We start from the raw sequence: 24,370 nt of genomic DNA, 5'->3' as shown, positions 1-24,370 counted from the left end.
TCAATAAAATGGAGCATTTATTATGAGTGAACAATTACGTCAAGCAGCCTTGGATTTCCACGAATTTCCAATTCCTGGAAAAATTGAAGTTACCTCAACAAAATCATTAGCAACGCAACGCGATCTGGCTTTAGCTTATTCACCAGGTGTGGCTGAGCCTTGTTTAGAAATTGAAAAAGATCCTGCAGCCTCTTACAAATATACGGCGCGTGGCAATTTGGTCGCTGTTATTTCTAATGGTACAGCGGTACTTGGTCTTGGCAATATTGGCGCGCTTGCGGGCAAACCTGTAATGGAAGGGAAGGGGGTATTGTTCAAAAAATTCGCTGGTATCAACGTATTTGATATTGAAGTGAATGAACATGATCCCGATAAACTTGTTGATATTATTGCTTCGTTAGAGCCGACTTTCGGTGGGGTCAATTTAGAAGATATTAAAGCACCAGAATGTTTCTATATTGAACAAAAATTGCGTGAGAGAATGAATATTCCTGTATTCCATGATGACCAACATGGTACGGCGATCATCAGTGCTGCCGCGATTATCAATTCTCTTCGTATTGTAGGTAAAAAAATTGAAGATGTTCGACTTGTTGCGTCTGGTGCGGGTGCAGCATCAATTGCGTGCTTGAACTTATTGCTTTCTTTAGGTATGAAACGTGAAAACATCACGGTTTGCGACTCAAAAGGCGTGGTATATAAAGGCCGTGATGACAAAATGGATCAAACCAAAAAAGATTATGCAATTGAAGATAATAGTTGGCGTAAACTTGGTGATGCGATGCCAAATGCAGATATTTTCTTAGGTTGTTCTGCGGCTGGTGCGCTTACACAAGATATGGTGAAAACCATGGCTGCACATCCAATTATTCTTGCTTTAGCTAATCCAAATCCTGAAATTACCCCGCCAGAAGCGAAAGCGGTTCGTCCTGATGCAATTGTATGTACAGGACGCTCTGATTATCCAAACCAAGTAAATAACGTGCTTTGTTTCCCATTCATTTTCCGTGGCGCATTAGATGTGGGCGCAACCACTATTAATGAAGAAATGAAACGTGCTGCAGTTTATGCGATTGCCGACCTTGCATTAGAAGAGCAAAACGAAGTTGTAACTTCTGCTTACGGTGGTGAAGGGGCGAATTTTGGTGCAGATTATGTGATTCCTCGTCCATTCGATCCTCGCTTGATTGTGCGTATCGCACCAGCGGTAGCAAAAGCAGCAATGGAATCAGGTGTGGCAACTCGTCCAATTCAAAATTGGGATGCTTATGTTGAAAAACTAACTCAGTTTGTTTACAAAACGAGCTTGTTTATGCGTCCTATTTTCAGCCAAGCAAAAGCGGCAAAACAACGCATTATTTTAGCGGAAGGGGAAGAAAATAAAGCATTGCATGCCACCCAAGAAGTAATTTCAATGGGCTTGGCAAATCCAATTTTAATTGGTCGCCGTAGCGTGATTGAAGAAAAAATTAAAAAACTTGGTTTGCGTTTAACTGTTGGTGTGGATTTTGAAATTGTGGATAACGAAGATAATCCTCGCTATGAAGAATGTTGGAAACATTACTACGAACTTACGAAACGTAAAGGCATTACACCTGCAATCGCAAAACGTGTCGTTCGTTCTAACACCACCGTATTAGCTTCTACATTGCTTAGCTTAGGTTATGCAGACGCTTTAGTATGTGGTTTATTTGGTTCATACGGAAAACACCTTGCATCTATTCGCGATATTATAGGCTTAAAAGACGGTGTGAAAACTGCTGCTGCGTTAAATAGCCTTGTACTACCGACTGGTAACGTATTCTTAACTGATACTCACGTAAATAGTAATCCAACAACAGAAGAATTAGCTGAAATTACCTTAATGGCAGCAGAAGAAATTCACCGTTTCGGTATTGAACCTGCGGTTGCCTTGCTTTCTCATTCTAATTTTGGTTCCTCTAATTCTCTTGGTGCACCAAAAATGCGTGAAGTGTTACAGATCGTTAAAGAGCGTAATCCACACTTAATGATCGATGGTGAAATGCGTGGCGATTTAGCGATGAATGAAGCTCACCGAAAAGAAGTCATGCCTGATAGCCCATTGAAAGGAAGCGCAAATTTATTAGTATTCCCTGATTTGAGCTCATCACGTATTAGTTATAGCTTATTACGCGGCACCACTACGGCAATTACCGTTGGGCCGATCTTAATGGGCATGAACAAATCTGCGCATATTCTTAACCCGGGTGCGTCTGTTCGCCGTATTATTAATATGATTGCCTATGCTGCAGTGAAAGCACAACAAGAGTAATTGAAAAAGTGCGGTAAATTTTTATTAAATTTCCGCTGTTTACTTAACAAAGCCTCGATTTGTCGGGGCTTTATCTTTATTGAATAGGATTACTTAAAATAGTACTACACAGAATTTGGCATATTGTTTACATTTGAGATTAAGTAAAACTATGCGAAAATTGACCGCACTTTAAGACTTTTGTCATGTCGAAAAGGAACCGACCGATAGACAGTTGCCTATCTTTCTTTAATTTAATACGGCTTGGATGCCGTTGCATTAGTGGTTTTTACAATGAAAAAAGCGCATTCCCCTTTATTCCCCATCTTCACCTTCGTGTTGATTAATCTCATCATCCTTTCCTTATCCCGTTTGGGACTTGCAGTATGGCAATCAGAGCGTGTATCCGCCGTAGATGGCTGGTTGCAATTATTTTTGCAAGGCGTACGAATAGATGTGGTGGCACTCTGTTATTTATTTGGCGTACCAGCATTGTTTACAACGTTATTTCATAGCAGTAAAGTTTGGGTAAAAATTTTACGCCTATGGCTAACCCTTGGTAGCGTGTTTATTATCTTTATGGAAATTGCCACACCTGCCTTTATTGAAACCTACGATTACCGACCAAATCGTTTATTTATCGAATATCTGATTTATCCGAAAGAAGTTTTTTCAATGTTGGCTGAAGGGCATTTAAGTGCGGTGATTTTTAGCCTTGTTTTCACAGTTTTAGCTGCCGTGATTTATTGGAAAATTTCTGGTTGGGCAGTCAAAAATTTACGTTCAATGAGTTGGAAAATACGTCCTGTAATTGCTTTGCTTGTTATTGTCGTGAGCTTCCTTGGGGCGCGTTCAAGTTTTCAACACCGCGGTATTAATCCCGCCATGGTGGCATTTTCTTCTGATGCGTTAGTGAATTCTTTGGTGCTTAACTCGGGTTATTCCGTGATTTATGCCGCACAGCAATTTAAAGATGAAGAAAAATCTTCAGAAATGTACGGAAAAATGGATGCAGATGAAATGTTTCGTATTGTTAAAGCCAGTCGTGGCCGTCCAGACAGCGATTATATTTCAGATAAATACCCAACTTTAACGAAAAATGTCGCGACTTATCAGGGTAAACCTAAAAATATCGTGATTTTGCTACAAGAAAGTCTCGGTGCTCAATTTATTGGTACACTCGGTGGCAAACCACTTTCTCCAAATGTGGATCAGCTCGCAAAAGAAGGGTGGTTATTTGAAAATCTTTATGCAACAGGCACGCGTTCAGTACGCGGTATTGAAGCAACCACCGCAGGTTTTACGCCAACGCCAGCTCGTGCAGTGGTGAAACTTAATAATGCCCAAAGTGGTTTCTTTACTATTGCGGATTTACTACATAAACAAGGTTATAACACTTCCTTTATTTATGGCGGAGAAAAGCACTTTGACAATATGGCGAGCTTTTTCTATGGCAATGGCTTTAAAGATATTTGGGATCAACAAGATTACCAAAATCCAACATTTACTGGCACTTGGGGCGTGAGTGATGAGGATTTATTTGATAAAGCCAATGAAACTTTTACGAAATTACAAAATGAAGGTAAACCGTTTTTTAGTTTAGTATTTAGCTCCAGCAATCACGATCCATTTGAATATCCAGATGGCAAAATTGAGCTTTATGAGCAACCAAAAGCCACTCGTAATAACGCGGCAAAATATGCGGATTATGCCTTAGGTCATTTCTTTAAAATGGCAAAACAATCTAATTATTGGAAAGATACGATTTTCTTAATTGTTGCGGATCACGATTCTCGTGTAGGAGGAGCAAGCCTTGTACCGATTAAGCATTTCCATATTCCAGCCTTGATTCTTGGTGATGGCATTGCGCCGCGCCGTGACAGCCGTCTTGTGAGCCAAATTGATATGCCAACCACATTGCTTTCTTTAGCAGGCGTAAGTGGCAATTATCCAATGATTGGTTTTGATTTGACGCAAGATGTGAACCCAGATCGTGCCTTTATGCAATATGATCAAACTCAAGCAATGATGAAAGGCAATAATGATGTGGTGATTCAAATGCCAAATAAAGCGGCACAAGGTTATCATTATGATAAATCAACAGAAACTTTAACGCCAAAAGACGTGCCTGATGCAATGAAAAAAGAGGCATTGGCTCATGCTTTATTAGGCAGTTATTTATATAAGAATCGCTTGTATTCTTCAGGTGAAAATAAATAAACGGAACGCCAGCTTAAGCTGGCGTTTCTTTTAGTTATCAAAAACAAATTGTTCTCGCAATTGATGTAATTGATCGCGAATTGCCGCGGCTTTTTCAAATTCCAAATCTTGCGCAAATTTATACATTTGTTGTTCCAATTTTTTGATTTGTTGTTGATATTCTTTGGCATTTTTCGGTGCATTATAAAGTGCGGTTGGTTCTGCTGCCATTTTTCCACGTTGTTTATTGGCTTTCGCTTTTTGATTTGCACCTTGCCCAATATCTAACAATTCACCGACTTTCTTATTTAATGCTTGTGGCACAATGCCATGCTCTTCATTGTATTTTGTTTGTTTTTCGCGACGACGATTGGTTTCAGTAATGGCTTTTTCCATCGATTTAGTGATGCTATCCGCATATAAAATCGCTTTACCATTTAAGTTTCGCGCAGCACGACCGATGGTTTGGATTAAAGAACGTTCAGAACGTAAAAATCCTTCCTTGTCGGCATCTAAAATCGCCACAAGAGACACTTCCGGAATATCTAAACCTTCACGCAATAAGTTAATTCCCACCAATACATCAAATTCGCCTAAACGCAAATCACGGATAATTTCGACGCGTTCCACGGTATCAATATCAGAATGTAGATAACGTACTCGGATCCCGTGTTCATCCAAATAATCCGTTAAATCTTCCGCCATTTTCTTGGTGAGAGTTGTCACTAAAACACGCTCATTTTTATCCGCTCTTTGGCGAGCTTCGGAAAGTAAATCATCCACTTGAATTGAGACTGGACGAATTTCAATGAGTGGATCAAGTAAACCAGTCGGGCGAACCACTTGATCGATGATTTCACTGCCTGATTTTTCTAATTCATAAGGCCCTGGAGTTGCGGAAACATAGATGGTTTGTGGGGCTAAACGTTCAAATTCCTCAAAGCGTAATGGACGATTATCTAATGCGGACGGTAAACGGAAACCATATTCGACTAAGGTTTCTTTGCGAGAACGGTCGCCACGATACATTCCACCAATTTGAGGCACTGTTACATGAGATTCATCAATAATTAAAATGGCATCAGAGGGCATATAATCGAATAATGTTGGTGGTGGTTCGCCCTCATTTCTTCCCGATAAATAGCGAGAGTAGTTTTCAATGCCCGAGCAATAGCCCAATTCATTCATCATTTCAATATCAAATTGGGTTCGTTGGCTAATTCGTTGTTCTTCTAAAAGTTTATGTTCTTTAATGAAGTATTCGCGGCGTGATACGAGTTCTTTTTTGATGTTTTCTATCGCATCTAAAATACGTTCTCTTGGCGTCACATAGTGAGTTTTAGGATAGATCGTAAAACGTGGTACTACACCAAAACTACTACCAGTGAGCGGATCAAATAAACTTAATCGTTCAATTTCATCATCAAATAATTCAATACGCACCGCACGATCATCAGATTCCGCAGGGAAAATATCAATAATTTCGCCACGAACACGGAAAGTTCCACGCTGAAATGCTTGATCATTTCGGGTATATTGCAATTCCGCTAACTTCGCTAAAATTTGACGCTGATCGATAATGGCACCTTGTTGTAAATGCAACATCATTTGTAAGTAGCTATCAGGATCGCCCAAACCATAAATAGCTGAAACAGAAGCCACCACGATGGTATCTCGACGTTCTAAAAAAGATTTCGTCGCAGAAAGACGCATTTGTTCGATTTGATCATTAATAGACGCATCTTTTTCAATGAAGGTATCACTGCTAGGCACATAGGCTTCAGGCTGATAATAATCATAGTAAGAGACAAAATATTCCACCGCATTTTCTGGAAAAAAGGCTTTCATTTCTGCATAAAGCTGAGCTGCAAGGGTTTTATTTGGTGCAAGTAACATGGCGGGGCGATTTAATTGGGCAATTACGTTGGCAATAGTAAAGGTTTTTCCCGAGCCAGTTACTCCGAGCAAAGTTTGATGTGCCAAACCATCTGTTAAATTTTCAGATAATTTTTCGATAGCTTGTGGCTGATCGCCTGAGGGGCGAAAGTCAGAATGCAGAATGAATGGTTTTGTGTTGATTTTTTCAGACATAAAGTGCGGTCGGTTTTTCCATAGTTTTGAATAATGTTTATTTTAGCATATTTAATGTGTAAAATTGATCAGGCAAAAATCTAAGTTTTACACAGACTTAGAAATGTCAAGAGGAAGATGTCACAAATTCATAAAAAAAACTTTAATTTTTTACTAGACAAAACTTAAATTATTGATTTTAAATTAAAATTTAATTTTAGGCTAATCTGTAATCAAGATCGAATAATCCTTGTAAGAACAAGGGATCCGCAAAATTTTAAAAAGTTAATCCACAAAGTTATCCACAGGCTCTGTGGATAGAAAAAAGAGATGATTCTGATAAAAATAAAGCCCATCAACATGATGGGCTCAAAATCTTTTGGTTGCTAATTTAGAATTTGTAAAAGGAGACAAACAAACTCTAAACCAAAAGAAAAATTGGCTCCTCCTGCTGGACTTGAACCAGCGACATATGGATTAACAGTCCACCGTTCTACCGACTGAACTAAGGAGGAATAAACTTTGTATCACAAGGAACAGGGCGCGCATTTTAATGATAAGAAAAACTCTTGTCAACAAAAAACTATAGTAATTTAGACCCAATTTACACATCATCTATTTAAACTAAAAATTTTTCATATTTTTAACATCTTATCTTTACAAATCTTTACAAAAAAATGATGGTTTTATCATCATTAATATGACAGAATGCAACGCCTTTTTAGGTAGCACAAATATATCTAAAAGTATTTAACACATAGAATTTAATTTATTGAGGATCACGAATGAACCGTATATTTAAAGTTATTTGGAATAAAACAACGCAGAGACAGGAAGTTGTTTCAGAATTAGCGAAAGGTGCAGTTAAAGCTAGCTCAACATCTAGCTCGGAAAAAAATAACAAAACACTCCCTTTATCTATTCTAGTTACACTGATTACCTCTATTCTTGCAAGTAGTGTTTCTTATGCAGCAACAATCAATTATAAAGACATTCCCAAGCAGGGCGTAGCTGTTGTTTCTGATGCAGATAGTGGCATTTTAAAAAACATGGCGTTAGAAGGAACAGAAAACCCTGGTGTTTTATCTGCAGTAGATGCAGTAAGCTCATTAAACAAAATGTTAGAGCGCTATAAAGGTTTTGTGCATGTGAATTCAGAAGGCGATAAAACTAATAAAACGGGTATTTGGGCAGATTGGCTTACAGCTACGGCTTCAAAAGTAGAGGCTGAAGGAAAAACTCCCGGTGCGGTATTTAGTGATAACTTGGGGAAATTTACAGAAAAATTAGGGGCTCAAGGTTCTCGTTCTGTTGCCGTTGGTGTATATGCTAATGCCTTGGCTGAGGATTCTATTGCTATCGGCTCTCGAGCGAATGTTAATAACTACTGGGGAAATCAACTCCGTGAAGCAGTAAATGGTATTGCTATCGGTAAGCAAGCACAAGTTGAAGGTGCAACAAATTCAATTGCATTCGGTACCAATGCGAAACTTCTGGCAAGTACTCCTTATACACTAAAACCTGATAACTCAATTGCTATTGGTAATAATAGCACTGTGAACTGGGCAAGTAATGCGATTGCATTTGGTAATAATGCAAGTATTACAGGAAGCCATGCTGTTAATGGAGCTTGGAAAGGCTCAGATAACAGTATTGCGATTGGTAATGAAACAAAAATTGGACGTGAAGATACTGTTGCAATCGGTAGTAGTGTAAATGCACAAAGAGAAAATACTGTTGCTATTGGTACAAATGTTACTGCAGAAAGAGAAAACTCTGTTGTTATTGGTCAAAATGCAAGTGCAACGAGCGAAAGGGTTGTCGCCATTGGTGCTTACGCAAAAGCAGAAGGGGATAGAACAGTTGCAATTGGCCCAGAAGCGACAGCCAAAGGCTCAAAATCTATTGTGATTGGTGGTATTGGTGATGCAAAAGCGACTGCAGAGAAAGACTACTCCATTGTTATTGGTAATGGAGCGCAAGCAACAAATAATGCAACATATTCTGTTACTTTAGGTAACAATGCTAAAACAGCTGGAGCAACAGGGATTAGTATTGGTGATCGAGCTCAAGTGGTAGCGTCTGCAGCAAATGGGATTGCACTAGGTCAAAGTGCGGTTGCTAATAATTCAGGTGATATTGCTATTGGTCAATCTTCAAGTACATCGACTAAACATACAGTAAGTGATATCAAGATTGGTGATGCAATCTTATCTAAAGGCGTTGCCGCAACCGATAATGGCACTGTAAGTTTTGGTAATAACACTGTTAAACGCCAGATCCAAAATGTTGGAGCTGGTGAAATCTCTGAGACATCAAGTGATGTAATCACTGGTTCACAACTTTACCATGTAATCAAAGCTGCCGATGAAATTGCTAAAACGGAATATAAGTTCAAAGTAAATGGCAATGCCATTAAAACAATGAGTAACAAAGGCACATCAGCAGTTAATAATGCTAATAATACGCTTGATTTCAAAGCTGGCGATGGGTTAGATGTTGCATATGAAAATGGTGCAGTAACTTACAAATTAAATGCTGAATCCAAGAAATCTATTGATGATGCTAAAGAAGCCGCAAAAACAGTAAAAGACAAACTAGTCGAGATCAATGAATCTGTTAAACAAGCAGAAGCAGCGAAGACTGCGGCAGAGACAGCGAAAAATGATGCGGTAACTGCGAAAACTGCAGCTGAAAGTGCAGCAGATAAAGCTAAAGATTCCGAAAATACTGTAAAAATGATTAAAGATCGTATTGAAGGTTCGGGATTAATTAATGCTAATGGTGAAACTAGTTTTGCCTCAAATAATGCAGGTAATCCTAATCGTAAAGGTGCTAAGGCCTCAGGTAAAGATTCAACTGCAATGGGATATGGCTCTGAAGCGAAAGGGGATCACTCTACTGCTCTAGGTAATAACGCTAAAGCTCATGCAGAACGCTCAACAGCTATAGGTCATAATGCAGAAGCTAAAGCAGCTGGCTCTGTTGCATTAGGTGAAGGCTCTGTTGCGAACGAAGAAAATACTATTTCAGTAGGTGATGTTGGTCATGAACGCCGAATTACAAACGTTCAAGATCCTAAAAACTTAACTGATGCAGCAAATAAACGCTATGTTGATCATTCTGTAAATTCAGTTCGTAACGAGCTAAAACAAACAGATAGAAAACTTCGTGGTGGGATTGCTGGAGCAGTTGCTATGGCAAATATTCCAACAACAAACCGAGCAGGTAGCACAATGGTTGGTGTAGGTGTTGGTAACTTTAAAGGCCAAAATGCTGTGGCGGTAGGCTTAAGTAAATCAAGCGATAATAACCGCATTCATTTCAAAGTAAGTGGCTCGGCAACTAGTGCAGGCGATTATGCTGTTGGTGGAGGTATTGGATACCAATGGTAATAATCTATTAGCAAAAAACTCCCTCAATATTTTGAGGGAGTTTTTTTATTATTTAAAGTGCCAGATTAATTCAAATATGTTTAATACATATATTTTTCTGTTGATATGCGGATTATGAGGCGTTTTCTAATGAAATTTATATCTGACTGTTGTTTATAGTTTAATAAAATATCAATGCAACCTATTATCTCTCGATAATCAAATAGTTTTGATAGCTTATTAATTTCCAAATAAAATAGTGCCTCCATTTACTGCATTTAGTGTTCCATAAAACAAACTTAAGGCAAAAAATAGTATTATTCCACCTACTATTAATTTTACGATGCTGTCGCTTTTTCTTTTTGTATGTTTTGAGCTATACCAACGCCCTAAGTGAATCGCGGTATTTCGCGCATAACGTACAATCCCTGCGAAGGCTGACAGCATAAGTCCTGTGCCGAAAGACATAGCTAATACAGCTAAAATTCCCCATCCATAAAGATCAAGCATATAAGCTAAAAATAAAACGAAAATTGCACCGCTACATGGTCGCATACCAATTGTTAGAATCACGAGAAATTGTGATTTTAGATTGGTTGCTTGTGCAGTTTGCGTAGGGCTTGGCAAATGTTGGTGTCCACAGCTACAAGTGTTTGGTTGAAAAGTGCGGTTATTTTTCACCGCACTTTTTTCGTATAGGGGGAGGGGATTTAGGGATTTAATGGATAATTTAGATTTTTTACGATAGGCACGTAAGCCTTGCCAAATCCAATAACAGCCGAGAAATACCAATAATAGCAAGGCAGTTCTTTCTAACCAAAGCTGACTTAATTTGAAATAACGTGATGATAGATTTAGCACCACAACGAGCAATGTTGTTGCTGTAATCGCGACAATGCCTTGCATTAAGGAAGAAAGTAAACTCAAGATAGTGCTTTGCTTTAATTGGCTTTCATGAGTGGAAAGATAGCTGGCGATAATAAATTTGCCGTGTCCTGGCCCGAGGGCATGAAGTACGCCGTAAACAAAGCTGGCAAAAATAAGCGTGATGCCTGCCTTGATACTATTATTTTGAATTTGATGTAAATTTTCCGAAATAAGTTGATTAAAATCTTTTTGCCATGCAGCAATATGTAAGAAAAACCAAGGGGAAAAATAGACAAGTAAGGCAAGTGCAATCACTAATAACACGAGCCCTGTTTTATATTTTTTCATTTCTACTCACATTGAATTATTATTTTTTGTGCGAACATCACGCCTAATGAATCATCTTCGTTCTTTTGGGATTTATCAAGTGAAGAGGCGTAGGCTTGGATTTTTTCATCCACATTAGGTTCAATTAATTTTCCTTGGCAATTTTTCGGAAGTGCGGAAAAATCTACCGTACTTTTTGAGGCGTAAGCCATCGCCACATAATAAGTGGGATCGTAAGTTTGTAAGCTAAATGTGTTTTTTTCTAAATTTTGAGAATGGGCGAGTGGCACATCAAAATAATATTGTAGCTGTAATCCTTGGATTTTTACGCCGTAATTTTTCGGGTGAGGAGAATATTTAATTTTGTTATTTTGAGCGTCATATAGATAGCTAAAATAATGTTCACTTACAATATTTCCCATGACATCATCGATGAGTTTTTGCTGATCATTTTTTGTTTTAGCCTGTTTCATATCATAAATAACCGCGGACGAACTTGGTTCATCGAGCGTCCATTTCATTGATAAACCGATGAGTTGATTATTTTCTATGATAGGCGTGGTTTGCATATCTATAAATGCATGGGGGTGAGCTAAAACACTGCCACTAAAGAATAGAACGAGTAAGAATGAATACGTTTTCACAAAAAATCCTATTATTTTGAACGCTAGAATTTGAAGTTGTTTATTCTACACGCAAAAACGAATTTTTCTGTCAAAAATGTTGATGTAAATCAAAAAAACTCTCAATAGCATTTCCTTTACCTTTCAATATTCAGTAACATAGCATCGTCAAGTGATTGCTTGATATTCATAAAGTTCCTAAATAAAATAATCATAAATATAGCTAAACTACTTTCCTGCCACCCGTTTCGGGTGGTTTTTTTTATTCAAGTTAAATAAATGCACTCTTGCATTGTGCATTTATTCTTATTATGATTAATATGAGTATAACCAAGAGAATAATAAATGTTTAATTTAAAGCATGAGCATTTTAGAGATGATTATCTTTATAGGTTTTATCAATATGGTGATGCTCATAGTAAGATTCCTTCTAATTTATCTAAAGTCTTAGCAAGAAAATTGGATATGATAAGTGCTGCAGAAGACATCAATGATTTACGTTCTCCACCGGCTAATCACTTGGAGTTACTTGAGCCAAAAGAAAATAAAATTTATTCCATTCGAGTAAATAAACAATATCGCCTAATTTTTAAATATGAGAATAACGAAGTAAATAATTTATATTTAGATCCACATTCTTATAATTTATAAGGAAGATAATATGATGACGAGAAAACCCACCTCTGTTGGCGAAATTCTGCAAGAAGAGTTTTTAGAGCCTTTAAGCCTTAAAATTAATGATTTGGCTCAAATTTTAGATGTACATCGTAATACGGCAAGCAATATTGTTAATAATAGTTCACGAATTACGCTAGAAATGGCAGTTAAACTTGCTAAAGCATTTGATACTACGCCTGAGTTTTGGCTTAATCTGCAAACACGTATTGATTTATGGGAGCTTGAACACAATAAACGTTTTCAACAAAGTCTTGCAAATGTTAAGCCCGCTCTACATCGGCATGGTACTTCTACATTTGCAATGTAATTTAAGTCCTAAAGTATCTATTTAATTTAGGGTGCTGCTTTACCCCTAAATATTTACAAGCGGTCAATTTCCGCGAAACTTTTGTAAAATCCTACTGCTTGTTTCCTATATTTCCACCCTATTTTCCAGTAAAATAGGGCATCATTTTTAATGAGGAATAATTAATGTCAACGCAATTTGTATATACGATGCATCGTGTCGGTAAAGTGGTGCCGCCGAAGCGTCATATTTTGAAAGATATTTCTTTAAGCTTTTTCCCTGGCGCTAAGATCGGGGTTTTGGGTTTAAATGGTGCCGGTAAATCAACCCTTTTACGTATTATGGCGGGCATAGATAAAGAATTTGAAGGGGAAGCGCGTCCGCAGCCAGGAATTAAAATCGGTTATCTTCCACAAGAACCAAAATTAGAACCGCAACAAACCGTGCGTGAAGCTGTGGAAGAGGCTGTTTTTGAAGTGAAAAATGCACTGACTCGTTTAGATGAAGTGTATGCGCTTTATGCGGATCCTGATGCGGATTTCGATAAATTAGCGGCGGAACAAGCCAATCTTGAAGCCATTATTCAAGCGCATGATGGGCATAATTTAGATAACCAATTAGAGCGTGCGGCAGATGCATTACGTTTACCTGATTGGGATGCCAAAATCGAACATTTATCTGGTGGCGAACGTCGCCGTGTGGCACTTTGTCGCTTATTACTCGAAAAACCAGACATGCTCTTATTAGACGAACCAACTAACCACTTAGATGCGGAATCGGTGGCATGGTTAGAGCGATTCTTACATGACTACGAGGGCACTGTTGTGGCAATTACCCACGACCGTTATTTCTTAGATAACGTAGCAGGTTGGATCTTAGAGCTTGACCGTGGTGAGGGTATTCCTTGGGAAGGCAACTATTCTTCTTGGTTAGAGCAAAAAGAGAAACGTTTAGAGCAAGAACAAGCAGCTGAAAATGCGCGTCAAAAATCTATTGCGAAAGAGTTAGAATGGGTGCGTCAAAATCCTAAAGGTCGCCAAGCGAAAAGCAAAGCACGTATGGCGCGCTTCGATGAATTGAACTCTGGCGAATATCAAAAACGAAACGAGACGAACGAACTCTTTATTCCATCAGGTCCACGCTTAGGTGATAAAGTGATTGAAGTGCAAAACTTAACTAAATCTTATGGCGACCGCACTTTAATTGATGATTTATCTTTTAGTATTCCAAAAGGTGCAATTGTTGGGATTATCGGGGCAAATGGTGCGGGTAAATCAACTTTATTCCGTATGTTGTCAGGTCAAGAACAACCAGATTCAGGTTCTGTGACAATGGGCGAAACCGTTGTGCTTGCTTCGGTAGATCAGTTCCGTGACTCAATGGATGACAAGAAAACCGTCTGGGAAGAAGTCTCTAACGGACAAGATATTCTCACTATTGGTAACTTTGAAATTCCAAGCCGTGCGTATGTGGGCCGTTTCAACTTCAAAGGCGTGGATCAACAAAAACGTGTTGGCGAATTATCAGGTGGTGAACGTGGTCGTTTACACTTAGCGAAACTTTTACAACGTGGTGGTAACGTGCTGTTATTGGACGAACCAACCAATGACTTAGACGTTGAAACCTTGCGTGCCTTAGAAAATGCGATTTTAGAATTCCCGGGCTGTGCAATGGTGATTTCCCATGACCGTTGGTTCTTAGACCGTATCGCAACGCATATTTTAGATTACGGTGATGAAGGTAAAGTCACGTTCTATGAAGGTAACTTCTCAGACTACGAAGAGTGGAAAAAGAAAACCTTAGGCGATGCAGCGACTCAGCCACATCGTATTAAATATAAACGTATTGCGAAGTAATTTATATTGAGAAAGTGCGGTTGATGTTGGCCGCACTTTTCTTACTTTTTTGGGAGTGATTATGCTAGTTTATTTACATATTTTTTTCGCCTTTTTAAGTCTAGCATTGTTAGTGATTCGTGGCGCAATGCAACTTACTGGCAAAAACTGGCGTTCGATAAAATTATTAAAAATTTTACCGCACCTATCAGATACCTTATTGATTGTTTCTGGTGTTGTCATTTTATATCTCTTTGCTTTTGATATTGAATTGTGGTTAATAGCTAAATTCGCATTATTGATTTTGTATATCCTGTTTGCTGCGAAATTTTTCAGTAAAAAAGTTTCTCAACCCAAAAGTATTTTCTTTTGGCTTGCTTGCGTAAGTTTTATTGGTGCGATATTAATTGCCTATTTGAAATAACACGATGCCATCTCGCCATCTTCAAATTTTAATAAGTAAAACTTTGCCGCTTGCGCCTGATAACGTATTGATTATCGGTGAAAGTGGCATTGTTTTTTCTAAAGCAACGAATTTGCTCGGACAAGAATTTGAACATATTTTATTTGATGGACGAAATGGCATTCATCTTGAAGCGCTAGCTATTGCAGCTGGAACACTGAAAATGGGCGGCACACTTTGTTTAGTGTTATCCGATTGGGAAAATTTATCTCTGCAACTTGCTCAAGATAGTTTACGTTGGAATGGAAATCAGTCAGCGATTGCTACGCCTAATTTTATTTATCATTTCAAACAGTGCATTGAACGCTATCATTTCCCCATTTTTAGAGAGGAAAGTGCGGTTGAATTTCCTGCGGTTTTTTATTCTAACGAGCATCACAAAAATACTACGTTAGCGCAACAACAAATTATCGAGAATATTTTACAAGCTGAGCAGGATATTTATTTTCTAACCGCCAAGCGGGGAAGAGGGAAATCCGCATTATTGGGGATGCTGGCTAATCAAATTCAAGCGCCAGTTTATCTCACCGCACCGAATAAAAGTGCGGTGCATTCAGTTATCGAATTTTCAGAAGGAGGAATTGAATTTATCGCTCCTGATGAACTGACTATTCGGTTACAAGATGAACTCGAGTTTAGTCAATCCGCTTGGTTGCTCGTAGATGAAGCTGCGATGATCCCATTGCCGTTATTACAAGAATATTCTCAATATTTTCAACATATTGTCTTCAGCACAACAATTCATAGCTACGAAGGAACAGGGCGTGGTTTCGAATTAAAATTTAAACGGAAAATCCACCGCACTTTTCAGCATTTTGAGCTTAAACAGCCCCTACGTTGGCAAGAAAATGATCCGTTAGAAGATTTTATTGATGATCTTTTGTTGCTAAATGCCGAAGATGAGTTTCAGCAATTTCCTTTTCAGCCTCATCTCCCTTATCAAATTCGAGAAGTGCAAAACCCACATCATATTGCAGAGTTTTATGGCTTAATGACATTGGCGCATTATCGAACATCGCCACTTGATCTTCGTCGTTTACTGGATGGGGAAAATCAACGTTTTTATTTTGCCGAATATCAACAGAATTTGCTCGGTGCAATTTGGGCATTAGAAGAAGGAAATATGGCTGATGATGAGTTGATTATTCAAATTCAACAAGGCAAACGCCGTCCGAAAGGGAATCTGGTGCCGCAGGCATTATGTTTCCATGAAAGCTTGCCTCAAGCCTGTAAATTACGTTCCTTACGCATTTCTCGTATCGCGGTTCAACCAAATTGGCAAAAGCAAGGCATTGGTCAAAATCTAATGAAATTTATGGAAAATTCAGAAGTGGATTTTCTTTCGGTGAGTTTTGGCTACACTGATGAATTGGCAAAATTTTGGCAAAAGTGCGGTTTTGTTTTAGTGCATTTAGGCGAGCATCAAGAAGCAAGTAGTGGTTGTTATTCAGCGATTGCCCTTAAAGGTCTTTCCAAAGAAGGCTTGGCTTTAGTTGATACTGCGTACAAACAATTTCAGCGTAATATCCCTTTATCTTTTCATCCGTTCGCCATAAATTTTGAGCAAAATCAGATTGATTGGCAGCTTGATCAATTCGATTGGGTGAGCTTAAAAAACTTCGCTAATTTTCACCGCACTTTATTTTCGAGCCTTCCTGCGATAAGGCGTTTATTAAAATTAGTGGGCAAAGAAAATTTCCCATTAATTTCCGCTTATTTAACAAAAAAACAACTTCCCATTAACAAGAAAAAAGGCGTAGAATGGCTACGTTTAGAAATTAAACAATATTTAGAACGAGGAACTTTATGACAGAACAAACTGAGAAGCCAAAATGTTGGTTTAAGCGTGCACTTGAAAAATATGATAATTTCATTAAAGAATGGGGATTGGATCAACCTAATTGTAGCTGCGTGCCTATGTCAGCAACAGAAGATGAAAATGGTAATTTGAAGAAAGAAGAATCTCCTTTAAAGAAATAAACATTAACTGTTTTTTTAAACAGTAAATTTATTGAAAAATAAGTCAAATTCCAGTACACTATGCGTCAATTTTTATACAAGATTGGCGCATTATTTATATTTATGAAAACGGCTTTTTTCCAACCTGATATTCCTACCCAACCCAATGATCACAAAATTTTAGGCAATGTATTACCCGGCGCAGATGCATTGGCGATTAGTGAAATTGCAGAGCAAAATCAAAATTTAACTGTAGTGGTGACACCAGATACGCGAAGTGCGGTGCGTTTATCACGTGTTTTATCGGAATTAAGCAGCCAAAATGTATGCCTTTTTCCTGATTGGGAAACGTTGCCTTACGATACCTTTTCTCCCCATCAAGAAATTATTTCCTCTCGTTTAAGTGCGCTTTTCCATTTACAAAATGCAAAAAAAGGCATTTTCTTATTGCCGATTTCGACATTAATGCAACGCCTTTGCCCGCCACAATATTTACAACACAATGTGCTTCTGATTAAAAAAGGTGATCGTTTGGTCATTGATAAAATGCGCTTACAATTAGAAGCAGCGGGCTATCGTGCTGTGGAGCAAGTATTAGAACATGGTGAATATGCTGTTCGTGGAGCTTTGTTGGATCTTTTCCCAATGGGAAGTGCGGTGCCTTTTCGCCTCGATTTTTTTGATGATGAAATTGATTCGATTCGCACTTTTGATGTGGATACGCAGCGTACTCTTGATGAAATTAACTCAATTAATCTTTTGCCGGCTCACGAATTTCCAACTGATGACAAAGGGATTGAATTTTTCCGTGCGCAATTTCGTGAAACTTTTGGTGAAATTCGCCGAGATCCTGAACATATTTATCAGCAAATCAGTAAAGGTACCTTGATTTCTGGTATTGAATATTGGCAGCCACTTTTCTTTTCTGAAATGGCGACTTTATTTGATTATTTGCCAGAACAAACGCTGTTTGTGGATATGGAAAACAACCAAATGCAGGGCGAGCGTTTTTATCAAGATGCAAAACAGCGTTATGAGCAACGTAAAGTAGATCCGATGCGTCCGCTTTTATCGCCTGAAAAATTATGGCTTAATGTAGACGAAGTCAATCGCCGATTGAAATCTTATCCACGCATTACATTTAAAGCGGAAAAAGTGCGGTCATCGGTACGCCAGAAAAATTTGCCTGTTGCCGCTTTACCAGAAGTGACCATTCAATCCCAGCAAAAAGAACCATTGGGACAATTACGTCAATTTATTGAGCATTTTAAAGGAAATGTACTGTTTTCTGTGGAGACGGAAGGTCGCCGAGAGACTTTGCTTGATTTGCTTTCACCCTTAAAACTCAAGCCAAAACAAATTCAATCATTTGATCAGGCTAAAAATGAAAAATTTAGCTTGTTAGTTAGTTCTCTTGAACAAGGTTTTATAATTGAACAATCGCTTCCTGTTGCGATTATTGGTGAAGCTAATTTACTTGGCGAGCGCGTTCAACAACGTTCTAGAGATAAACGTAAAACAATTAATCCTGACACGCTTGTGCGCAATCTTGCCGAGTTGAAAATAGGGCAGCCAGTTGTGCATCTTGATCACGGTGTGGGGCGTTATGGCGGTTTGGTCACCTTAGATACAGGCGGCATTAAAGCAGAATATTTGCTGCTAAATTATGCAAATGAATCAAAACTTTATGTGCCAGTCACTTCATTACATTTGATTAGCCGTTATGTTGGTGGTTCTGATGGAAGTGCGCCATTACATAAATTGGGTAACGAGGCTTGGGCGAAATCACGCCAAAAAGCAGCGGAGAAAATTCGTGATGTTGCGGCCGAGTTACTAGATGTTTACGCACAACGTGAAGCGAAGAAAGGCTTTGCCTTTAAATATGATCGTGAAGAATTTCAACAGTTTGCCGCAACTTTTCCTTTTGAAGAAACCTACGATCAGGAAATGGCAATTAATGCGGTAATTTCTGATATGTGTCAGCCAAAAGCAATGGATCGCCTTGTTTGCGGTGATGTAGGTTTTGGTAAAACTGAAGTGGCAATGCGTGCCGCATTTTTGGCTGTGATGAATCATAAGCAAGTTGCAGTGCTAGTGCCAACTACACTGTTAGCCCAACAGCATTATGAGAATTTTAAGGATCGTTTTGCAAATTTGCCGGTGAACGTAGAAGTGTTATCCCGTTTTAAAACTGCAAAAGAACAAAAACAAATTCTGGAAAATCTTGCAGAAGGCAAAGTCGATATATTGATTGGTACCCATAAATTAATTCAATCAGATGTAAAATTTAACGATCTTGGATTGTTGATTATTGATGAAGAACACCGTTTTGGTGTAGGACAAAAAGAGAAAATCAAACAGCTTCGTGCGAATATCGATATTCTTACCCTAACGGCAACGCCAATTCCGCGTACGCTCAATATGGCGATGAATGGTATTCGTGATCTTTCCATTATTTCTACGCCTCCTGCGCGCCGATTAAGTATTAAAACTTTCGTCCGCCAGAATGACGATCTTGTTGTACGAGAAGCGATTTTGCGTGAAATCTTACGTGGTGGGCAGGTTTATTATCTTCACAATGATGTCGCAAGTATTGAAAATACAGCAGAAAAACTGACCGCACTTGTGCCTGAAGCACGAGTGATTGTGGGGCATGGACAGATGCGAGAACGTGAATTAGAGCGTGTGATGAGTGATTTTTATCATCAGCGTTATAACGTATTAGTTTGTTCAACTATTATCGAAACGGGTATTGATGTGCCAACGGCAAATACCATCATTATTGAACGAGCGGATCATTTTGGTTTGGCTCAGTTACATCAATTACGCGGACGAGTCGGGCGTTCACATCATCAGGCTTATGCGTATTTGCTTACACCCCCACCTAAAATGATGACAAAAGATGCCGAACGCCGTCTAGATGCGTTGGAAAATCTTGATAACCTTGGTGCTGGCTTTATTTTAGCAACTCATGATTTAGAGATTCGAGGTGCCGGCGAATTACTCGGAAATGAACAAAGCGGACAAATCGAAAGTATCGGTTTTTCGCTTTACATGGAATTATTGGATGCGGCGGTTAAAGCGTTAAAAGAAGGGCGTGAACCATCATTAGAAGAATTGACGCAACAACAAGCGGATATTGAATTGCGCGTGCCCGCTTTATTGCCAGATGATTATCTAGGTGATGTGAATATGCGTTTATCCTTTTATAAACGTATTGCCGCAGCTGAGAGTAAATCAGAGTTGGACGAGTTAAAAGTTGAGTTAATAGATCGATTCGGATTATTGCCTGATGCGACAAAAAATCTACTGCAAATTGCAGAATTGCGTTTGTTGGTTGAGCCGTTGAAAGTTGTGCGAATTGATGCAGGAACGCAAGGCGGTTTTATTGAGTTTTCACCAAAAGCACAAGTGAATCCAGATAAATTTATTCAATTAATTCAAAAAGAACCTATTGTGTATCGATTTGATGGCCCATTGAAATTTAAGTTTATGAAAGATCTATTTGATAACAAAGTGCGGTTAGAATTTGTAGTAGATTTGTTGAAAGCAATTGCTTCATAAAAAAGAAGTCCGATCATCATGATCGGACTTTTTGTTTATATTTTCGGTGGAAGAATTATTGTACTAATAAGTAAAAATTGTTGTCTCCACGTAAAATATTTAAGGCCACAGCCGATGGTTCACCATCAAGTGCTTTACTTAATTCAGCCGTGTTTTCAACTTGTTGACGGTTTATACCAATAATAATATCTCCAGCTTTTAAACCACGTTGCGAAGCAAGCGAGTTCGGTTGAACTTTGGTGATTTCAATCCCTTTGATGCCTTTTGCATCATAGTTTTTCAATGTCGCGCCATCTAACGCAGGTAATTCTGTTTTAGAGGAAAGTTGGTTTCCATCATCCGCTTGTAATTTCACTTTAACATCGTGAGATTTGCCGTCGCGTAAGTAAGTTAAACTAATCTCTTTTCCTGCACCAGAGGTGGCAATTTTTGCGCGCATTTCTGCAAAACTTGAGATTTTTTGACCATTCATCGCCGTGATAATATCCCCCGCTTTAATGCCAGCTTTTTCAGCGGCTGATTTAGGCAATACTTCACTTACAAATGCACCTTGTTGTGCGCTCACATTAAAGGCTTTGGCTAAATCAGCATTGAGTTCACCACCTTTAATACCAAGCAATCCTCGGCGTACTTCACCAAATTCTAAAATTTGTTGTACTAAATTGTTTGCTTGATTACTTGGAATCGCAAAGGCAATTCCTGCATTGCCACCGCTTGGCGAAATAATCGCGGTGTTGATACCAATGAGTTCACCATTTAGGTTAACTAAGGCACCACCTGAATTACCGCGGTTTACTGCAGCATCAGTTTGAATATAGTTTTCATAAGCTCCGCTATCAGAGCCAGTTGAGCGACCTAATGCAGAAACAATACCTGATGTCACAGTTTGACCTAAACCAAATGGATTACCAATTGCAACGGTGAAATCGCCCACGCGTAATTTATCGGAATCAGCAAATTTGATTTCTGTTAAATTACTTGGTTTTTCAAGCTGTACTAATGCAATATCTGATTGCTCATCTTTACCCACTAATTTGGCTTTAAACTCACGGCCATCTTGTAATTGCACGGTAATTTTATCAGCCCCGTCAATAACATGATTATTTGTTAAAACATAGCCTTTGCTTGCATTAATAATAACGCCAGAACCTAAACCACGGAAGTTACGTTTTGATTCACCGCGTCCACCAAATTGTTCAGCAAAACGATCACCGAAGAAGAATTTAAATTCCTCAGGAATATCGTCTTGGAAAGGAGAACGTGAATCAACTTTTGCTTTTCCTTCAACAGAAAGTGTTACCACTGCAGGTTGAACTTTTTCTAACATGGGTGCCAAACTATTTTGCTCTGAAATAAAACTTGGTAAACCAGCTTGAGTCACAAATGGTGTACTCAAGACACTTAATCCGAGAGCAATACTGCTTAATACAAAACGTGTTTTTTTCATAAAATACTCCAAAATAGATTTCAGATAACGTGCTCTATGAGACAAAGAAATAAAAAAAATGTTCAATCATGGATTTATTTCTCATAATTTATTGAAAGTTTCTAAAGGAAATCGGAGCAGTACAAAAACGCCTTACAAGTAGCAAATTCTGCAAATTTATGGTCTAATACGCAGAATTTTCTAGTCAATAAAAAGGTCGAAAAATGAGCTGGATTAACCGAATTTTTAGTAAAAGTCCGTCTTCTTCTACTCGAAAAGCAAATGTGCCGGAAGGCGTGTGGACAAAATGTACTTCTTGTGAACAAGTACTTTATAGTGAAGAACTTAAACGTAATCTTTATGTTTGCCCTAAGTGCGGTCATCATATGCGTATTGATGCACGTGAGCGTTTATTAAAATTATTGGACGAAGGTTCAAGCCAAGAAATTGCGGCAGATTTAGAACCAAAAGATATTTTAAAATTTAAAGATTTAAAGAAATATAAAGATCGTATCAGTGCGGCGCAAAAAGAAACGGGTGAAAAAGACGCGTTAATTACCATGACTGGTACGCTTTATAATATGCCAATTGTTGTGGCTGCATCGAACTTTGCTTTTATGGGCGGTTCAATGGGTTCTGTAGTTGGAGCAAAATTCGTTAAAGCGGCGGAAAAAGCAATGGAAATGAATTGTCCCTTTGTGTGTTTCTCTGCGAGTGGTGGTGCTCGTATGCAAGAAGCATTATTCTCTTTAATGCAAATGGCAAAAACCAGTGCAGTACTTGCCCAAATGCGTGAAAAAGGTGTGCCGTTTATTTCGGTATTAACGGATCCGACTTTAGGCGGCGTATCAGCAAGTTTTGCGATGTTAGGTGATTTAAATATTGCCGAGCCAAAAGCTTTAATTGGGTTTGCGGGGCCGCGTGTTATTGAACAAACCGTACGTGAAAAACTTCCAGAGGGTTTTCAACGTAGTGAGTTTCTACTTGAGAAAGGGGCAATTGATATGATCGTAAAACGTTCAGAAATGCGTAAAACTTTAGCAAGTGTATTGAGTAAATTAACGAATCAACCTTCTCCTTTTGTAGAACCTGAACTCATTTCAGAAGATGAATAATATGCAACTTAAAGCCACTTCGCCACTCGCTGAGTGGCTTTCTTATTTAGAAAAAAGCCATTTTAAACCTATTGATCTTGGTTTAGATCGTATTAAATCCGTGGCAGAAAAATTGGATTTACTTCATCCCGCCCCTTATGTGATAACGGTGGGGGGGACGAATGGTAAAGGCACGACTTGCCGTTTGTTAGAAACGATTCTGCTTAATCACGGATTACGTGTGGGCGTGTATTCTTCGCCTCATTTACTACGTTATAACGAGCGAGTACGCATTCAAAATCAAGATTTACCCGATGAAGCACATACCGCCTCTTTTGCCTTTATTGATGAAAACAAAACAGAATCGCTGACTTATTTTGAATTTAGCACCCTTTCTGCATTGCATTTATTTAAGCAAGCAAAATTAGATGTGGTGATTTTAGAAGTGGGGTTAGGTGGCCGTTTAGATGCGACCAATATTGTGGATAGCCATCTTGCGGTAATTACTAGCATCGATATTGATCACACCGATTTTCTTGGAGATACCAGAGAGGCCATAGCTTTTGAAAAAGCAGGAATTTTCCGCGAAAATTGCCCTGTCGTGATTGGCGAACCTAATGTGCCAAAAATAATGCTCGAGCAAGCTGAAAAATTACATTGCCAAGTTTCTCGATGTGATGTGGATTGGTTATTTGAGCAAAATGCTGAAAATTGGCAGTGGCAAAATAAAAAAGTGCGGTTAGAAAATTTGCCGTTTTGTCAGATTCCATTGGCGAATGCCGCAACGGCTCTTGCTGCTGTTCAATGTTTACCTTTTGATATTTCAGAACAGACTTTGCGAAAATCTTTGCAAGAGGTAGAACTGGTTGGTCGTTTTCAAGCAATAAAAGCAGATAGACGTAAAAAATTAGCGGATTATTTTGGCGTATCAGTTGAAACTTTACCAACAATCATCGTTGATGTGGGACATAATCCTCATGCCGCAAAATATTTATCTGAAAAATTGACCGCACTTAAATGCAACATTGAGGGCAAAATGATTGCCGTGTGTGGGATGCTAAAAGATAAAGATGCAAATGGGGTATTTGCGCATTTAACGCCTATTATTGATGAATGGCATTGTGTAACCTTAAGCGGCTATCGTGGGCAGTCAGGCGATGAATTAGCTGATAAATTGAAAAGTCATTTCCCACATGTTCAAGCTACATCAGATAATTCTGTTATGGATGGTATGCGTACTGCACTCAAAAGTGCGGTAAAAAATGATGTTGTTTTAGTCTTTGGATCTTTCCACACCGTAGCCGAATTTTGGTCTGTGGTGGAATAAAATTTA

The 24,370-nt window shown here is 38.6% G+C and carries 16 protein-coding genes and 1 tRNA gene; 12 read left to right on the top strand and 5 right to left on the bottom strand.

Annotation, left to right across the window (positions count from 1 at the left end; all coding sequences use genetic code 11):
* Positions 1-22 precede the first annotated feature (22 nt).
* Both HMPREF9096_RS06725 and HMPREF9096_RS06730 read left to right on the top strand, forming a co-directional pair.
* Positions 23-2,293 (top strand): NADP-dependent malic enzyme, encoded by a 2,271-nt coding sequence (locus tag HMPREF9096_RS06725; RefSeq protein ID WP_009499997.1) that lies wholly within the window; start codon positions 23-25, stop codon positions 2,291-2,293.
* Positions 2,294-2,566: 273 nt separating this feature from the next.
* A complete protein-coding gene (locus HMPREF9096_RS06730; protein WP_009499995.1) occupies positions 2,567-4,492 on the top strand; it encodes an LTA synthase family protein in 1,926 nt (641 codons plus the stop codon).
* A 30-nt stretch (positions 4,493-4,522) separates the two neighbouring features.
* Here HMPREF9096_RS06730 and uvrB read toward each other — a convergent pair whose 3' ends face one another.
* Both uvrB and HMPREF9096_RS06740 read right to left on the bottom strand, forming a co-directional pair.
* Positions 4,523-6,562 carry an excinuclease ABC subunit UvrB gene (gene uvrB, locus HMPREF9096_RS06735; protein WP_009499994.1) on the bottom strand — a complete coding sequence of 680 codons (2,040 nt, stop codon included), beginning with the start codon at positions 6,560-6,562 and terminating at the stop codon, positions 4,523-4,525.
* 418 nt (positions 6,563-6,980) lie between these two features.
* Positions 6,981-7,056: transfer RNA gene (locus HMPREF9096_RS06740), tRNA-Asn, on the bottom strand.
* A 270-nt stretch (positions 7,057-7,326) separates the two neighbouring features.
* On the opposite strand from HMPREF9096_RS06740, the gene HMPREF9096_RS06745 reads away from it, so the two are divergent.
* On the top strand, positions 7,327-9,936 hold the full coding sequence (locus tag HMPREF9096_RS06745) for a YadA-like family protein (protein ID WP_009499993.1): 2,610 nt from the start codon (positions 7,327-7,329) through the stop codon (positions 9,934-9,936).
* Between the two features lie 219 nt (positions 9,937-10,155).
* On the opposite strand, the gene zevB is transcribed toward HMPREF9096_RS06745, so the two are convergent.
* Entirely contained in the window at positions 10,156-11,130 is a 975-nt protein-coding gene (gene zevB, locus HMPREF9096_RS06750) for a zinc transporter permease subunit ZevB (protein WP_009499992.1), read from the bottom strand.
* A gap of 2 nt (positions 11,131-11,132) precedes the next feature.
* A complete protein-coding gene (gene zevA, locus HMPREF9096_RS06755) occupies positions 11,133-11,753 on the bottom strand; it encodes a zinc transporter binding subunit ZevA (protein ID WP_009499991.1) in 621 nt (206 codons plus the stop codon).
* Between the two features lie 324 nt (positions 11,754-12,077).
* Here zevA and HMPREF9096_RS06760 point away from each other — a divergent pair, with 324 nt between their 5' ends.
* The 7 genes from HMPREF9096_RS06760 (at position 12,078) to mfd (ending at position 20,517) form a co-directional block, all read left to right on the top strand.
* Complete coding sequence (locus tag HMPREF9096_RS06760; RefSeq protein WP_009499990.1) at positions 12,078-12,383, top strand: type II toxin-antitoxin system RelE/ParE family toxin; 306 nt, start codon at positions 12,078-12,080, stop codon at positions 12,381-12,383.
* Positions 12,384-12,393: 10 nt separating this feature from the next.
* Positions 12,394-12,717: a HigA family addiction module antitoxin gene (locus tag HMPREF9096_RS06765; RefSeq protein WP_009499989.1), complete on the top strand. Its 324-nt coding sequence runs from the start codon at positions 12,394-12,396 to the stop codon at positions 12,715-12,717.
* Between the two features lie 164 nt (positions 12,718-12,881).
* Entirely contained in the window at positions 12,882-14,552 is a 1,671-nt protein-coding gene (gene ettA / locus HMPREF9096_RS06770; RefSeq protein WP_032803280.1) for an energy-dependent translational throttle protein EttA, read from the top strand.
* A gap of 61 nt (positions 14,553-14,613) precedes the next feature.
* Positions 14,614-14,955, top strand: a complete 342-nt coding sequence (locus HMPREF9096_RS06775; RefSeq protein ID WP_009499987.1) for a SirB2 family protein — start codon at positions 14,614-14,616, stop codon at positions 14,953-14,955.
* Positions 14,956-14,959: 4 nt separating this feature from the next.
* Entirely contained in the window at positions 14,960-16,804 is a 1,845-nt protein-coding gene (locus HMPREF9096_RS06780) for a tRNA(Met) cytidine acetyltransferase TmcA (protein ID WP_009499986.1), read from the top strand.
* Complete coding sequence (locus HMPREF9096_RS09285; RefSeq protein ID WP_005646606.1) at positions 16,801-16,974, top strand: DUF5363 family protein; 174 nt, start codon at positions 16,801-16,803, stop codon at positions 16,972-16,974. Before HMPREF9096_RS06780 ends, HMPREF9096_RS09285 begins: the two co-directional genes overlap by 4 nt.
* 102 nt (positions 16,975-17,076) lie before the next feature.
* Entirely contained in the window at positions 17,077-20,517 is a 3,441-nt protein-coding gene (mfd, locus tag HMPREF9096_RS06785; protein WP_032803278.1) for a transcription-repair coupling factor, read from the top strand.
* 55 nt (positions 20,518-20,572) lie between these two features.
* On the opposite strand, the gene HMPREF9096_RS06790 is transcribed toward mfd, so the two are convergent.
* A complete protein-coding gene (locus HMPREF9096_RS06790) occupies positions 20,573-21,964 on the bottom strand; it encodes a DegQ family serine endoprotease (protein WP_009499984.1) in 1,392 nt (463 codons plus the stop codon).
* Positions 21,965-22,167: 203 nt separating this feature from the next.
* Here HMPREF9096_RS06790 and accD point away from each other — a divergent pair, with 203 nt between their 5' ends.
* Positions 22,168-23,058 (top strand): acetyl-CoA carboxylase, carboxyltransferase subunit beta, encoded by an 891-nt coding sequence (accD, locus tag HMPREF9096_RS06795; protein WP_009499983.1) that lies wholly within the window; start codon positions 22,168-22,170, stop codon positions 23,056-23,058.
* Position 23,059: 1 nt separating this feature from the next.
* Positions 23,060-24,364 carry a bifunctional tetrahydrofolate synthase/dihydrofolate synthase gene (folC, locus tag HMPREF9096_RS06800; RefSeq protein WP_032803277.1) on the top strand — a complete coding sequence of 435 codons (1,305 nt, stop codon included), beginning with the start codon at positions 23,060-23,062 and terminating at the stop codon, positions 24,362-24,364.
* Positions 24,365-24,370: the final 6 nt, after the last annotated feature.

Source organism: Haemophilus sp. oral taxon 851 str. F0397, assembly GCF_000242295.1.
Taxonomy (GTDB): Bacteria; Pseudomonadota; Gammaproteobacteria; order Enterobacterales; family Pasteurellaceae; genus Haemophilus.
The sequence above is the reverse complement of the archived record's forward strand: the minus strand, read 5'-3'. Positions and strand labels throughout refer to the sequence as shown.

What these genes read in the sequence shown, in the direction of transcription:
- mfd (WP_032803278.1), top strand. Translation starts at nt 17,077, where the DNA reads ATGAAAACGGCTTTTTTCCAACCTGATATTCCTACCCAACCCAATGAT.
- uvrB (WP_009499994.1), bottom strand. Translation starts at nt 6,562, where the DNA reads ATGTCTGAAAAAATCAACACAAAACCATTCATTCTGCATTCTGACTTT.
- HMPREF9096_RS06780 (WP_009499986.1), top strand. Translation starts at nt 14,960, where the DNA reads ATGCCATCTCGCCATCTTCAAATTTTAATAAGTAAAACTTTGCCGCTT.
- HMPREF9096_RS06745 (WP_009499993.1), top strand. Translation starts at nt 7,327, where the DNA reads ATGAACCGTATATTTAAAGTTATTTGGAATAAAACAACGCAGAGACAG.
- ettA (WP_032803280.1), top strand. Translation starts at nt 12,882, where the DNA reads ATGTCAACGCAATTTGTATATACGATGCATCGTGTCGGTAAAGTGGTG.
- HMPREF9096_RS06725 (WP_009499997.1), top strand. Translation starts at nt 23, where the DNA reads ATGAGTGAACAATTACGTCAAGCAGCCTTGGATTTCCACGAATTTCCA.
- folC (WP_032803277.1), top strand. Translation starts at nt 23,060, where the DNA reads ATGCAACTTAAAGCCACTTCGCCACTCGCTGAGTGGCTTTCTTATTTA.
- HMPREF9096_RS06775 (WP_009499987.1), top strand. Translation starts at nt 14,614, where the DNA reads ATGCTAGTTTATTTACATATTTTTTTCGCCTTTTTAAGTCTAGCATTG.
- HMPREF9096_RS06730 (WP_009499995.1), top strand. Translation starts at nt 2,567, where the DNA reads ATGAAAAAAGCGCATTCCCCTTTATTCCCCATCTTCACCTTCGTGTTG.
- HMPREF9096_RS06760 (WP_009499990.1), top strand. Translation starts at nt 12,078, where the DNA reads ATGTTTAATTTAAAGCATGAGCATTTTAGAGATGATTATCTTTATAGG.
- HMPREF9096_RS06765 (WP_009499989.1), top strand. Translation starts at nt 12,394, where the DNA reads ATGATGACGAGAAAACCCACCTCTGTTGGCGAAATTCTGCAAGAAGAG.
- zevB (WP_009499992.1), bottom strand. Translation starts at nt 11,130, where the DNA reads ATGAAAAAATATAAAACAGGGCTCGTGTTATTAGTGATTGCACTTGCC.
- HMPREF9096_RS09285 (WP_005646606.1), top strand. Translation starts at nt 16,801, where the DNA reads ATGACAGAACAAACTGAGAAGCCAAAATGTTGGTTTAAGCGTGCACTT.
- HMPREF9096_RS06790 (WP_009499984.1), bottom strand. Translation starts at nt 21,964, where the DNA reads ATGAAAAAAACACGTTTTGTATTAAGCAGTATTGCTCTCGGATTAAGT.
- accD (WP_009499983.1), top strand. Translation starts at nt 22,168, where the DNA reads ATGAGCTGGATTAACCGAATTTTTAGTAAAAGTCCGTCTTCTTCTACT.